Source organism: Myxococcales bacterium, from assembly GCA_016717005.1.
Taxonomy (GTDB): domain Bacteria; phylum Myxococcota_A; class Polyangia; order Haliangiales; family Haliangiaceae; genus UBA2376.
Window position 1 is genome coordinate 268,812 of record JADJUF010000037.1, and the last position, 14,409, is coordinate 283,220.

A 14,409-nucleotide genomic window follows, 5' to 3' on the forward strand; every position below is an offset into this window, starting at 1 on the left:
TCAGTCAGTGACGGTGACGGTCGTCGGAGTCAGCTCAGCACCCGCAGCGCGGCGACGCGCCGCCGTCCGGTCGCCTCGGCCGCCTTCCGCTGGTGCTGACCATCGGCGTCGACACGATCCCACGTCGGCGGCAGCGCCGTCTCGGTGGCGGGCACCAGGCCGCGGTCGCGCAGCGAGTCGCGGATCTGGACGGCGTGGCGGCAGGCCTCGAGCGACGGCCCCGCGACCTCGCCGTGCTCGACCAGGGCCATGCCGTGGCAGCGCTGGCAGTACGGCCGGAGGCTGCAGCGGTTGCACTCGGCCAGCGTCGCCCAGCGCAGCGCGCGCACGGCCTCGAGCTGGGTCGAGCCGGCCCAGATCTCGGCGAAGCTCTGCTGGCGCAGGTCGCCGCACGGCATCGGCAGCGCGTTGCACGGCCAGACCTCGCCGTTGGGCGCGATCGACACCGACTGCTGGCCGGCGCGGCACGGCGCGTGGTGCAGCGGCCGCAGCTCCTCGCCGGCGGCCTTCATCGACTCGGGGCCGATGAACGTGCGCGCCAGGTTGTCGGCCATCGTGGTCTCGTAGAAGCGCTTGAGCGTCTCGGCCTTCATGCGCAGCGCCAGCGGCGCCTTGTCGCCGGTCTCGATCGCCGTGATCTTGGGATCGAACGTGAACTCGGCGCCCATCTCCTTGGCCAGCTCGGCCATGCCGGCGACGTCGGCGGCGTTGGTCTCCATGACCGGGGCCTTGAGCAGCACGGCCATCTTGCGCGCGAGCAGGCGCCGGGCCGCGGCGACCGTGCGGTCCCACGAGCCCGGCATCCGGGTGATCTCCTCGTGCTTGCCCTTGTGGCCGGCGTAGAGCGACAGGTCGAACTGGATCGGCCGCAAGGTCGCGAGGAAGTCGGCGCGCTTGTCGCTGATGTGGTGGCCGGTGGTCAGGACCTTGAGCGCGAAGCCCTTGGCGTGGGCCGCCGCCAGGATCTGGTCGGCGTCCTTGCGCATGAAGAACTCGCCGCCCATGAAGGTCAGGAACAGCACGCCCATCGCGGCGATCTCGTCGAGGACGCGCTCGATCTCGGCGAACGACAGCTCGTCGTCGTGGGCGTCGTGCTCCTGGTAGCAGTGCACGCACTCGTAGTTGCAGCGGTCGGTGACCTGGAAGGTCACGGTCACGGGCCAGCCCTCGCGCTGGGCGCGCGCGGCGAGCAGATCGGCGGCTCCGCGCAGAGGTTTCATGGTGTCGGTCCCCCGGACCGCGGGGGCGCTCCAGGATAGCCCCCCGCCGGAGTCACATCAACTCGGGGTGAGGTCGGCGGGCGGGGCTGCGATCTCGAGCACGGTGCCGACATGGGGATCCTTCCGGAAGTGCAGGCGGTAGCACGGCGTGGTGGCGGTGACGGTGGCGGCGAGGTCGAGGACGCGCTCGGCGGTGCCGGGCTCGGCGACGTAGACCAGCACGTGGCGCAGGAGCTCCGGCAGCGCCGCCGCGGGCGTCAACGGGTCGCGGCGATCGAACGGCGCCTGGGCCAGGAAGTGGACGCCGGCCAGGGGCGCGCTCGCGCCGTGGGCGATGCCGGCCGGTCCCAGGTACGGCGGCACCACGACCTGCCAGCCGGCGGCGGTCGCGCGGATCACCAGCAGCTCGTCGGCGATCTTGGTGCAGCTCGGGTACGCGTCGGCCAGCAGCGCCGAGATCGTCGACTTGCCGGCGCCGCTGACCCCGGAGAACACCAGCGCGCGCCCGGCGTGGACCACCGCCGACGAGTGCAGGAACAGCGCGCCGTCGCGCGGCAGCGCCAGCGACGCGGCGATGCGCAGGCACGCCTCGAGGCTGTTGGCGCTCGGGCCGACGCGGAACTGCGCGGTCAGCGGCAGCTCGCCGACGTCGACCTCGCCCTCGGCGTCGAAGCGCTCGACGTGGAGCCGGCCGTCGGGCAGCGCCCGGCGCTGGAACGCCGGGTACTCCGGGGCGCGCTCGCGATCGAAGCCGTCGACCCGACTCACGGTCACGGTCAGGCGCGGCGCCTCGGTGGTCGCGAACGCCTGGTAGATCGGCGCGAGGTCGTCGATCGCGCCGGGGTGCGCGGCGCGCACCTCGATCGGCAGACCTGCGAACAGAAAACGAGCCACCACCAGAGGTTAGTGCACTTCGGTGGATATCCGTTCAGGGGTCGCGATTCTGGGCTCCGTTCCCGGCTCCGGTTCCCGCTTCCGCGATGGGGACCGGATCCTGGGTCTCAAACATCCGAAATCAATGCCGAATTCCGACCCAGCGCGTCAGCCTTGGGGACCGGATCCTGGGTCTCAAACATCCGAAATCAAAGCCGAACTCTGACCTGGCGCGTCAGCTTGGGGACCGAATCCTGGGCCTCAAACATCCGAAATCAAAGCCGAACTCTGACCTGGCGCGTCAGCTTGGGGACCGAATCCTGGGCCTCAAACATCCGAAATCAAAGCCGAACTCTGACCTGGCGCGTCAGCTTGGGGACCGAATCCTGGGCCTCAAACATCCGAAATCAAAGCCGAACTCTGACCTGGCGCGTCAGAATTGCGAAGATCGGGTGACGAAACACGGCTCTACGGGCGTAGAGGACCACCCCATCTGTGGTCGATTCCGACAGCCCGCGATCCGCCAACCCACTGATCGCGCGAGGTTCGTCGCGGCACAGCGCTTGCTGAATCTGCCCCGATGACGCTCTCCGGTCGTGGACCCTGGCTCGCGGTGCTCGGACTCGCGGTGACGGCGCTCGCGGCGGGTTGCGGCGGCGACGACGCGGCGGCGGATCCCGACGGCGGGCTGATCGACGCCGGCCCCGACGCGCCCGACCCGACCGCGGCGATCTACGACCCGGCCCACGTGGTCGAGGTCGCGATCGAGCTGCCGGTCGCCGCCTGGGACGACATCCGCTCGCAGCAACGCCCGGCCGACGTGCTGTTCGGCGCCGACTGCCAGGACCGGCCGTTCGGCAGCCCGTTCACGTCGCACCTCGGCACGGTCACGGTCGACGGCGTCCGCCTCGAGCAGGTCGCGGTGCGGAAGAAGGGGTTCCTGGGCTCGCTCGACGACACCAAGCCGTCGCTCAAGCTCAAGTTCGACGAGGTCGTGGTCGGGCAGGAGGTCGCGGGCGTGCGCGGCCTGACGCTCAACAACAACAAGCAGGACCCCAGCGTGGTGCGCCAGTGCCTGGCCTACCGCCGGTTCGCCGCGGCCGGGATCCCAGCGCCACGCTGCAACTACGCCCACGTCACCGTCAACGGCCTCGACCTCGGCGTGTTCACCAACGTCGAGGGCGTCAACAAGCGGTTCCTCGCGAGGCACTTCGCCAGCGACGCCGGCCGGCTCTACGAGGGCACGCTCGCCGACTTCCGGCCCGGCTGGCTGGCGACGTTCGAGCCCAAGACCGACGAGGCCAACCCCGACCGCAGCGATCTCGAGGCCGTCGCCACCGCGCTGACCGCGCCCGACCCGCAGCTCCTGGCCGCGCTGGCGCCGGCGGTCGACGTCGAGCGCTTCCTCACGTTCTGGGCGATGGAGACCCTGCTCGAGCACGGCGACGGCTATGCCAACAACACCAACAACTACTTCGTCTACGCCGATCCGACCTCGGGCCAGCTCCAGTTCTTGCCCTGGGGCACCGACAGCGTCGCCGGCGCGCCCGGCGTCGATCCGCCGGCGTCGGTGATGATGGCCAACGGCCTGCTGGCGCGCCGGCTGTACCTCCTGCCCGAGACCCGGGCCCGCTACGTCGCGCGCATGCAGGCGCTGCTCGCCGGCGCCTGGGACGTGCCCGCGATCCTCGCCGACCTCGACCGCGACGCCGCGCTGATCGCGCCGTACCTGCCACGCGATCCGTTCGCGGTCGGCGTCGATGTCACCGCCGAGATCGCCGGCGTCCGCGCGTTCGTGCAGACCCGGGCCGCGCGGATCGCGCCGACCCTGGCCGCGCCGCCGACCTGGGACCGGCCGCTGCGCGCGTCGTTCTGCTTCGTCGAGCTGGGTCCGATCCAGGCGACCTTCGCGACCACGTTCAAGGCCGTCGATCCGCCCGACGTGTTCACGGCCGGCGCCGGCACGCTGACCGGCTCGATCGAGGGCGTGCCGATCACGCCGACGCGGGTCGGCACCAACGCCGCGCCCGCCGACGGCGGCCAGGTCGCGATCCAGGTGTTCGGGCTGATCACCGGCAGCGACGTGCTCGTCGCGGTGATCAACCTGCCGCCGGCCCAGGTCACCGCCGGCGCGACCGTGCCCATCCCGATCTTCTCGGCGTTCGTGTTCCGCTTCAACCCCGTCGCCGGCACCGGCGCGATCGTCGGCGTGCTGATCGGCGGCACGGTCAGCTTCACCCAGGGCGCCGGCGCCACCGACGGCGCGCCCGTGGTCGGGAGCTGGAGCTCGACCTTGTACAGCTCGCCGTTCTGACGGCGCGGGGTGACCGAGCGGCGGGCCGGGCGACCGCCGCGCGCGGCCACGCCTCAGCGTCGGTCGATCACGGGCGCGTCGACTCGCGCTTGATCTCCTCCGCCGTCATGCACGCGCACGCAAGTCGCTCGCCGTGCTCGGACGCGTACCGGCTGCGGTGGCCGTCGCACTCGGACGGCAGCGCGCCCCCGCCGAAGTGCCCGTTGACGATCGTCGCCGCCTCGGCCGGCGGCCGCGCCGCGCAGTCGCGCTCGACCTCGGCGGTGATCACGCATTGAAGCCCCTCGTCCCACCGACCCGCCGGCGCCGGCGCCACGACCGGTTCCGGACCGCACCGCCCGTGGGTCTGCTTGGTCCACGCCGACGTGCACGCCGCCGCGCTCAGCGCGAGCACAACCAGGACCGCGGGTACCTTGATCACGCCCCGACGATAGCGCGCTCGGCGCCGCCCCGCCTGCCCCGAAGGTACGCCCGACCGCCGTGGGACACCGTGTGTCAACCTCGTTCGCGTCACGCGGCCTCCTGGTCGACGATGCGAGGGGTGAACTTGAGCGCGGCGGCGTGCTTGCCGGGATCGTAGGCGACGCGCTTCTGCCAGCAGGCCCAGAGCACGCGGCACCAGGCGCGGGCGACCAGGTGCCGAGGCTAGATCAGGCCAGATCAGGCCAGAGATCAGGCCAGATCAGGCCAGATCAGGCCAGATCAGGCCAGATCAGGCCAGATCAGGCTAGATCGGCGTGTGATGGCGTCGTGGCGCGCGCATTTGATTATGGTAGATATAGTATCTCGCCCGCGACCGGCCACCGACGGCGCGCCCGTGGTCGGGTGCGCGACGGTGTCCAGCTCACCGTTCTGACGGACGCACCCGACCGAGCGCGGTCTCCTCAGTCGCCCCACAGCAGCGCCGCGCCGCGCTCGACCAGCGGCTGCTCGGCCGCGCGCAGGGCCGCCTGCTCGTCGGCGCTCAGCACCAGGTACGGCGGCGGCCAGGTGGCGGCGACAGCGGCGGCGCCCTCGTCGCGGACGCGCCGCAGCGGCTCGGGCAGCGTCGACGTCGCCGCGCGGACCCACGCGAGGCGCGCGGTCCGGCCGCGGGCCAGCTCCGGCACGACCGGCTTCCAGCCCAGCCACCGCGGCGCGCTGCGACGATGCCCGCGCCGCTGCAGCGCGAGATCGAGCTCGTCGCCCCACACCAGCGCGACCGCGTCCGCAGGGTCGTGGCGCTCGTCGACCACCCGCAGCGCGGCGTGGCGGTGGTCCGCGCACGTCGACGTCAGGCCCTCGACCGGGTCGGGCAGCGGCGGCAGCGTCACCGGCGCGCCGACGGGCCCCGACTCCTGATCGCGCGACCGCTCCTCGCTCGACATCGGGATCCGCGCCGCGTCGATGGCCTTCCACACCGCGATCAGGTGGGCGCGCCGCAGATCGCCGTCGCTGATCTTCCGCGCCGCCTCGAGTCGGATCGTCCACGACGGATGGCCCAGGAGGCGCGGCGCCAGCGCGGCCGCGGCGGCGCACCGGCAGATCGCGCGGGTCGCCTCGACCGCGAGGTCAGGGAGGTCGAGCGCGCGTTCGAGCACCGCCACGCCGCGGTCGGGGTCGCGCCCGATGAGCGGGAGCAAGCGCGCGGCCTCACGGACCCGCTCGGGCGCGGTCAGCTCGAGGATCGCCGTCGGGACCGCAGCCACCGAGCCGAGCTCGTGCAGCGCCTGGTAGCCCAGGTGTCGCCAGGTGTCGCGCGGGTTGCCCCGGTCCGCGTGCAGGCGCGCGACCAGCGCCGCCGTGGCGTCGTCCTTGCGGCCGGTCGCGAAGCCCAGCAGGTCGAAGCCGCCGCCGACCGCCTCCCACGACCGATCGCGATCAGGCCCGGCGACCACGTCGAGCGCCTGCGCGAACACCGGCGCCGCGCTCGCGAGCGGCGCGAGCAACCGCGCCCAGCCCGCAGCGCCGCGCCAGCGCTCCACCACCGACCGGTGCCAGAGGTCGAGGACCTGGTCCATCAACGCCGGGTCGCGCCCGACGCACCCCAGCCGGGCCGTGAACACCCGACCCAGCTCGTAGACCTCGACCACCTGCTCGGGTCGGGCGAGCAGCTGCGTCACGACGAGCGCGGCGTCGAGGGTGCCAAGGCGTTGCTCGAGGTGGTCGGCGCGATCCGATCGACTGGCGCCGACGTAGCTCGCCGGCAGCCCCAGCTCCGCGACCCGCGCGGCGGACGGCGGGTCGGCGACCTTCGCCAGCATGGACAGGAGACCGTCGGCGAGCTCGACCTCGGCCGGCCGCGGCGCCGGCGTGGTCGCGACCTGGGCGGCCGCATCGAGACGGGCCAGCCCCGCGGCCAGGCCGGTCGGCGCTGGCGACGACGATGACGACGACGACGACGACCCCGCCGACGCTGCCGACGACGCTGCCGACGACGATGCCGCCGCCGCTGCCGACAACGATGCCGCCGCCGCCTCCTCGGCCAGCGGCTCGCGCGGCGCTGCCGCCACCGCGAGCGCGGCGGCGCGCCAGGCCTCGCGGTCGGCGGACGTCAGCGCACCGACCAGCGCCGGCGCCAGCCGCTCCGCGAACGCCACCGCCACCGCGACGAACGCGTCGTCGAGCTCATCGATCGTCTCGTCCCCCGTCGGCTCGAGCAGCGGCTGGGTCTCCTCATCGACCGGCAGGGACAGCTCCGCCGCCGCCGCCGAGAACGCCGCGATCGCGGCGCGCGCCGCCGCCGGGATCTCCGACGATCGGTCGTCGTCGTCGTCGTCCCAGCGCCCCACGCCTTGCAGGCTGCTGCCGGCGTCGCCGAGCGCGCGGATCGCGGCCTGCGCGTCGTCGGCGATCGGGTCGGTGCCCGACAGGAAGCCCCCGAGCTCGCCGAACCGCCGCCACGCCGGGTGTCCGCCAGCCGCCAGCGTCGCGCACGCGCGGTAGTCGACCAGCTGCGCCAGCGCGCCCGCGGAGTCGGGCAGGCCCGCGTCGGCGGCGAGCGCGACCGCGCGCCACGCCGAGCGTCCCCCGATGGTCGCGATCGTTCGCACCACCTCGGCGGTCCACGGCCGAGACGTCCACCCGTCGAGGGCGAGCCGCGCGGCGAGCGCGTCGGCCCAGCCGGCGACCGCGAGCGGGCCCGACACCGTGGCGCACGCGGCGAGCGCCGCCGCGATCTGCTGCGGCGCGGGCTCGACGGTCACCAGCGGCGCCGCTGCCGTCGGCAGCGCCTGGGGGGCTGGGGTCAGCGTGCCCGCCGCGACCCAGCCGTCGCGACGCTCCGGCGAGACCACCTCGCGGGCGTTGCGCGCGTGCGGCTCCCAGCCGTCGCCGGCCCAGGCGTACGTGCCGAAGTCGTCGGCCAGCGCGAGCTCGGCGGTCGGGACCAAGCTCCGCAGCTCGGCCAGCGCGTCGAACACCCGGCCCATGACCGAGAGCAAGTAGCCGCCCTGGTCACCGCGCCGAGGATCGCCATGGGACGGCCGGAGCGAGTCCCACCCGATCAGATCGCCCTCGCCCGGGCCGTCGCCCTCGGGCAGCTGCAGATCGTAGCCGTCGATCACCGCGCGCCAGCGCGCGACGTGCGCCGCCGCCTGGGCGCGCTCGCCCGCGTCGAGCGGGTGCGCGCGATGCAGTGACCAGTACATGTCGAAGCCCATGGAACCCTCTGATGCGACTGTGCCAACGCGCCGCCCTGCTGGGGCGGCCCTGCCCACCTATCGACCGCCGCGGCCAGCGGTTGCGCGATCGCCCGCACGCCGCGCGGTGACCACTGTCCCGTTGTGCCGGCCACGCAGTCGGGGCAATGTTGCCGGCATGCGTCGTCCCGATCGTGTTTGCGCCCACGCGGTGGGCTTGTCGGTGGTGATGCTCGTGGCGGCGCTGGCCAGCGCGCGGGTCGCGCACGCCCAGCAGAAGCCGGCCCCGGTTCCGACCGCCGCGCCGACCACGGATCCGACCGCGCCGCCGGCGCCGGTTCCAGCGCCGACCGCGCCGCCAGCGCAAGCCCAGGTCGCTGATCCGACCGCGCCGCCGGCGCCGACCGCCATCGCGGATCCGACCGCGGCACCGGTTCCGCCGCAGCCAGTGCCCTCGGTGCCCGTGGGCAAGCCGCCGCCGGTCGACTTCCCGGTGATCGAGCTGGTGACGATGGGCGTCGGCGCGCGCATCTGGGAGCGCCACGGCCACATCGCGCTGTGCGTGCGCGAGCGCGATCCGCGCCGGAACACTTGCTACAACTACGGCCTCGGCGACTTCCAGCACCCGCTGTCGATGGGCTGGGGCTTCTTCCGCGCCGACGACAGCTTCTGGGTCGGGCGCCAGTCGCCGAGCGTGCTGGTCACGATCTACCAGGCGGCCGATCGCGACGTCTGGGCGCAGCCGCTGCCGCTGACCGCCGACGAGAAGCGCACGCTCTTGGCGCGGCTCGAGCACGACGTCGAGGACGCCCACAAGCACTACTCGTACGACCACCTCGCCGACAATTGCTCGACCCGGGTCCGCGACGCCATCGACGAGGCCACCGGCGGCAAGCTGCGCGCGATGCGGGAGCCGTCCGACGGGCTCACCTATCGCGACCTGGCGCGCAAGGGCTTCTACGGCATGCGGGTCGCGCTGCTCATCACCGACATCGCCATGGGCCGCGCCGCCGATCGCGTGCCCAGCTACTACGACCGCATGTTCTTGCCCGACTACCTGCGCGAGGCCGTGACCCGCCTGTGGGGCGTCGAGCCGATCGCCGTGTACCGCCGCCACGGCCCACCGCCGCAGGGCGACGGCCCCAGCGGGCGCGTGCTGTTCTTGCTGATCGTGCTGGCGCTGACCGCGCCGGCCTGGCTCGCGCGCTGGCGCGGCCGCTTCCAGCGCACCGGGCTGTGGTTCGCGCTGGTGCCGCAGCTCGTGCTCGGCCTCGTGCTGTGGACGCTCGCGATCATCAGCCCGCTGTCGTACGTGCGCTGGAACGAGTCCTGCCTCGTGCTCGTGCCGCTCGACCTGCTGCTCGTCGTCGGCCCGATGCACCTGCGCACCCGCTACGCCCGCGGCCGCATCGCGATGCTCGCGCTCGTCGCCCTCGGGCTCGCCGTCGGCCTGCTCCGCCAGCCGATCTGGTTCATCGTCGCCTGGCCGCTCGTCCCCGCCCTCGTCGTCGGCCTCGGCCCGCGCTGGTGGCTCTGGCGCGGTCGCCGCACCGGCGACTCGGCCGTCGCCGGGTAGCGCGCACGGGCGCCGTGACACGCGCCGTGAGCAAAGTCTGCCCACCGGCGCGGGCGTGAGCGACGGGTGCTCAGCCGATCGGCGCGCACGGCCCGCGGCGGGCGCGTCGCGCCTGGCGCGGTGGGTGCAATCGCAGCCGGCATGACCAACGACCTGGCGCGGCTGCACCGCGATCTCGACGACGGCGGCACCACCCGCGGCGCCGGCCTGGCGCCGGGCAAGCGGACGCTGTCGCAGGGGCTGCCGGCGGCGCGCGCGGTGGGGACGACGCCGCCGCCGAGCGCAGCGAGCCCGGTGCAGCTGGCGCGGCTGCCCGATCCGTTCGACTTCTCCGGCACGGCGGTGCAGTGCGATCGCGGCGACGTCCCGGCGGGCGTCGACGTCGCCGGCGCGGCCCAGGCCGGCGTCAGCGGCGCGGCGATGGCCCTGCCCCACGGCGAGGCGATCCAGCGCGCGTTCGGGCCCGAGCACGACGTGTCGGCGATCCAGGCCCACGTCGGCGGCGCGGCGGCGGCGGCGGCGATCGAGCTGGGCGCGGCCGGGTTCGCGGTCGGCGAGCACGTCGCGTTCCGCGCGGCGCCGAGCCTGCACCTCGCCGCCCACGAGGCCGCGCACGTGGTGCAGCAGCGCGCCGGCGTCCACCTCAGCGGCGGTGTCGGCCAGGCCGGCGATGTCTACGAGCAGCACGCCGACGCCGTCGCCGATCGCGTGGTCGCGGGCCTGTCCGCCGCCGATCTGCTGAGCCCCGCGCGCGGCGGCGCGAGCGCGGTGCAGCGTGCGCCCGAGGAGGCGCCCCCGCGCGCGGACCAGTGCGACGACCGGGCCCTGCGCGACGGCGACGGTCACCTGGTCACCGACTGGGCCAGCGCGGTCGGCGCCATCAACACGCTCTACACCGGCGTCAGCACCGGCGTCGGCTGGAAGAAGTACCGCGGCGTCGAGCGCTGGTACAAGGAGGCGGGCAAGGACGACCCGCCGCCGGTGTGGCGCGACATCCTGATCAACGCCGTCGGGTTCGCGGCCGCCGCCGGCGTCGCGGGCTGGGGCGCGGTCCTGACGGCGCGGATCGTGAAGGCGGCCGCGAGCTCGACGCTGCGGGCCGGGGTCGCCGCCAGCATCGACATGGGCAAGAACGTCGCCAAGTCGGTCGCGAGCGCCGCGGTCGCCAAGGCCATGCACAGCGGCAGCGGCGACGGCCGCATCGTCTACAGCGAGGCGCTCGAGGACGACATCGACAAGACCACCGCCGCCGAGTCGCGCGCCCTGGCCGGCAGCCTCAGCGGGCTGGCGACCGCGGCCGACGCGACGAAGTGGCCGGCGCTGCAGGCCCTGTACGACGGGATCAGCGCCACCGCCGACGAGGCGACCGCCATCCAGCACGGGGCGACGGTCGAGGGCTGGATGAGCGCGTCGGCGCAGCACCAGCACGGCGTCGACTTCGCGATCGGCCCCCAGACCCTCGACGGGATGTTCCGCGCCGGCCGCCTCACGATGGGCCAGGCCCAGAGCATCCGCGCCTACCTGCAGGTGCGTCCCGACCTGACCGATCTGACCAAGCTCCCGCCCGAGCACCAGGCCGCGCTCCAGGGCGCCCTCGGCGCGGGTTGGGCCCGCATGCCGGTCGAGCGCCGGACCAACACCGAGTCGCTGTCGGCCAGCGGCCTCGGCTTCATGACCAAGACGACGACCCGGGGCGTGCTCGAGATCTTCCTCGACACGCCGCTGGACGGCGACCTCGCCGGCGAGCCGACGGTCGACTACGTCGAGCTCGAGTCCGACGAGGGGCTCAACGACGCGACCCGCGCCTACTTCCTCGGCAGCGACAAGCGCGTCGAGGAGTTCGAGGTGCCCAAGCTCGTGGTCGGCGACGGCTTCCGGATCGCGTTCGACGAGGCCAACTCGGCCACGATCCGGACGGGCCTGCTCGGCGGTCACAGCGAGTGGCTCGATCGCTACGGCGCGCGCAAGCTCGGCCGGGCCTACAACCCGGCCGACCGCTCGATCTACGCGACCGCGGCGCTGATGTTCCTGCGCCAGCGGCCGGAGGTGCGAGCCCGGCCTCGATGGCGCACGATGTGCGCGGCAGCGGGCGCTCACAAGGCCCGCAGACCCGCCGATCGGGAACCGGCGCTGAGCGCCAGACCCGGCCAGCCCCGCCGGGGGCCTGCACGACCACAACATGACATCGGTTCGATACCGGCAGGCCGGATCCGGACACTTTGACGTTCGCCATCACGGGCGCCAACAAAGTGTCCGCCGGACGGGCGGGGGGGGGGGGGGGGGGGGGGGGGGGGGGGCGGACCATGCAGCAGCCTCGACACGACACCGCGACCGCGACGGCCCGAGGGTGGCGATGACCGCCAACGACGCGCCGCTGCTCGACGTGCGCAAGCTCCGCAAGGAGTTCGTCAGCGGCCGCATGTTCGGGCGCGCCAAGCGCGTGGTCGCGGTCCATGACGTGTCGTTCACCGTCGGCCGCGGCGAGGCGGTGGCGCTGGTGGGCGAGTCGGGCAGCGGCAAGAGCACGATCGCCCGGATGCTGGTGCGCCTGGCCAAGCCCGACGGCGGCGAGATCCGCCTCGACGGGGTCGACGTGCTGGCGCGCGAGCCGCGCGGCGCGTCGCTGGCGTACCGCGGCCGGGTCCAGATGGTGTTCCAGGATCCGTTCGGCTCGCTCAACCCGGTCCACAGCGTCGCCCACCACCTCGAGCGGCCGCTGGTCCGCCACGGCCGCACCGGCGCGCTCAACCCGACCCGGAAGGTCGCCGAGCACCTGGCCGGCCCGATCGAGCGCGCCGCGACGAGCGGCCGCGACGCCCTGCACGCGCGCATGGTCGAGCTGCTCCGCACCGTCGGGCTCGAGCCAGCCGAGGAGATGCTGGTCCGGCACCCGTACGAGCTGTCGGGCGGCCAGCGGCAGCGCGTCGCGATCGCCCGGGCGCTGGCGGTCCAGCCCGACCTGCTGGTCGCCGACGAGCCGACCTCGATGCTCGACGTATCGATCCGCATCGGCGTGATGAACCTGCTGCGCGGCCTCAAGCGCGATCACGGCCTCGGCATCATCCTCATCACCCACGACCTCGCCTCGGCCCGGTACCTCGCCGACCGGATCCTGGTGCTGTACCGCGGCCGGATCGTCGAGGACGGCCCCAGCCGCGCGGTCGTCGCGAGCCCGGCCCACCCGTACACCCGCGCGCTGCTGGCGTCGATCGCCGACGCCGGCGCGGGCCTCGAGGCCCCGGCCGCCGCGCCGCCGGCCGCGGTCACCGTCGGCTCCGGCGGCTGTCCGTTCGCCGGACGGTGCCCCGACGTCCACGATCGGTGCCGCGCCGAGGAGCCGGCCGCGCGCACGCTGGCCGACGACCGCCGGGTCCGCTGCCACCTCTACCCGGAGACGCCGCCCGCGCCGACGCCGGCCGAGGCGAGGCCGTGACCGCGCTGGCGTTCCCCCCCGGCTTCGTCTGGGGCGCGGCGACCTCGGCGTTCCAGATCGAGGGCGCGACCACCGCCGACGGCCGCGGCGAGTCGATCTGGGATCGGTTCGCGGCCACGCCCGGTCGGATCGAGGACGGCCGCGATGGCGCCGACGCGTGCGACCACTACCACCACTGGCCCGAGGACGTCGCGCTGATGCAGCGGCTCGGCCTCGGCGCCTACCGGTTCTCGATCGCGTGGCCGCGGGTGGTGCCGGCCGGGCGTGGGCCGACCAACCCGGCCGGCCTCGACTTCTACGACCGGCTGGTCGACGGCCTGCTCGCCGCCGGCATCGCGCCGTGCGCGACCCTGTACCACTGGGACCTGCCGCAGGCGCTCGAGGACGCCGGCGGCTGGGGCGCGCGCGCCACCGTCGACGCGTTCGCCGACTACGCCGACGTCGTGACCCGGCGCCTGGGCGATCGGGTCCGCCGCTGGATGACGATCAACGAGCCCTGGTGCGTCGCGGTGCTCGGCCACGAGCAGGGCGCCCACGCGCCCGGCCACCGCGATCCGGCGCTGGGCCTGCGCGCCGCGCACCACGCGCTGCTCGCCCACGGTCGCGCCGTGCCGATCGTCCGGGCCAGCGTCCCCGGCGCCGAGGTCGGCATCGTCGTCAACCTGGTGCCGGCCACGCCCGCCACCACGGCCGCCGCGGACCACGACGCCGCGCGCTGGTTCGACGGCTTCTTCAACCGCTGGTTCCTCGACCCGCTCTACGGCCGCGGCTACCCCGCGGACGCGATCGCCGATCGCGTGGCCCGGGGTCACCTCGCGCGCGCCGACCTGCCGTTCGTCGTCGACGGCGACCTCGCGGTGATCGCGGCGCGCACCGACTTCCTCGGGGTGAACTACTACAACCCGACGGTCGTCCGCGCCGATCCCGCCGACGGCCACCGGGTGATCGAGGTCGCGACCGGCGCGCCCCGCACCGACATGGGCTGGGAGGTCGTGCCGGGCGGGCTGCACACGCTGCTGATGCGGATCCACCGCGACTACCGCCCGGCGCGGATCTACGTCACCGAGAACGGCGCCGCCTACGACGACCCGATCGACGCCGGCGGCCACATCGCCGACGCCCGGCGCGTCGCGTACCTGCGCGGCCACCTGATCGCGACCGCGCGCGCGCTCGCCGACGGCGCGCCGGTGGCCGGCTACTTCCACTGGTCCTTGCTCGACAACTTCGAGTGGTCCTACGGCTACACCAAGCGCTTCGGCCTGGTCCACGTCGACTTCACCACCCAGCGCCGCACGCCCCGGGCGAGCGCGCACGTCTACCGCTCGATCGTGGCCGCGAACGCGGTCGAACCCGAGCCGTCACCGTGAGGCCCT

At 74.2% G+C, this 14,409-nt stretch carries 8 protein-coding genes and 1 pseudogene; 5 read left to right on the forward strand and 4 right to left on the reverse strand.

What is annotated here, in order from left to right; genetic code table 11:
* Nucleotides 1-29: 29 nt before the first annotated feature.
* Nucleotides 30-1,220, reverse strand: a complete 1,191-nt coding sequence (locus tag IPL61_24825) for a radical SAM protein (protein MBK9034452.1) — start codon at nt 1,218-1,220, stop codon at nt 30-32.
* 57 nt (nt 1,221-1,277) lie between these two features.
* The gene (locus IPL61_24830) at nt 1,278-2,114 is read right to left on the reverse strand and encodes a hypothetical protein (GenBank protein MBK9034453.1); all 837 of its coding nucleotides are present in this window, start codon (nt 2,112-2,114) and stop codon (nt 1,278-1,280) included.
* A 592-nt stretch (nt 2,115-2,706) separates the two neighbouring features.
* Between IPL61_24830 and IPL61_24835 the strand changes: the two genes are divergently transcribed.
* Nucleotides 2,707-4,407 (forward strand): CotH kinase family protein, encoded by a 1,701-nt coding sequence (locus IPL61_24835; GenBank protein MBK9034454.1) that lies wholly within the window; start codon nt 2,707-2,709, stop codon nt 4,405-4,407.
* Nucleotides 4,408-4,474: 67 nt separating this feature from the next.
* Here the strand turns inward: IPL61_24835 and IPL61_24840 are convergent, their stop codons facing one another.
* A complete protein-coding gene (locus IPL61_24840) occupies nt 4,475-4,828 on the reverse strand; it encodes a hypothetical protein (protein MBK9034455.1) in 354 nt (117 codons plus the stop codon).
* A gap of 463 nt (nt 4,829-5,291) precedes the next feature.
* Complete coding sequence (locus IPL61_24845; GenBank protein ID MBK9034456.1) at nt 5,292-8,036, reverse strand: hypothetical protein; 2,745 nt, start codon at nt 8,034-8,036, stop codon at nt 5,292-5,294.
* Nucleotides 8,037-8,250: 214 nt separating this feature from the next.
* Here IPL61_24845 and IPL61_24850 point away from each other — a divergent pair, with 214 nt between their 5' ends.
* From IPL61_24850 to IPL61_24865, 4 genes and pseudogenes are all read left to right on the forward strand, one after another.
* A complete protein-coding gene (locus IPL61_24850) occupies nt 8,251-9,603 on the forward strand; it encodes a DUF4105 domain-containing protein (GenBank protein MBK9034457.1) in 1,353 nt (450 codons plus the stop codon).
* A 141-nt stretch (nt 9,604-9,744) separates the two neighbouring features.
* A pseudogene (locus IPL61_24855) lies at nt 9,745-10,380 on the forward strand (DUF4157 domain-containing protein).
* A 1,576-nt stretch (nt 10,381-11,956) separates the two neighbouring features.
* Nucleotides 11,957-13,036: an ABC transporter ATP-binding protein gene (locus tag IPL61_24860; protein MBK9034458.1), complete on the forward strand. Its 1,080-nt coding sequence runs from the start codon at nt 11,957-11,959 to the stop codon at nt 13,034-13,036.
* Nucleotides 13,033-14,403 carry a beta-glucosidase gene (locus IPL61_24865; GenBank protein ID MBK9034459.1) on the forward strand — a complete coding sequence of 457 codons (1,371 nt, stop codon included), beginning with the start codon at nt 13,033-13,035 and terminating at the stop codon, nt 14,401-14,403. The genes IPL61_24860 and IPL61_24865 overlap by 4 nt, the downstream gene beginning before the upstream one ends.
* The last annotated feature ends 6 nt before the right edge of the window (nt 14,404-14,409 follow it).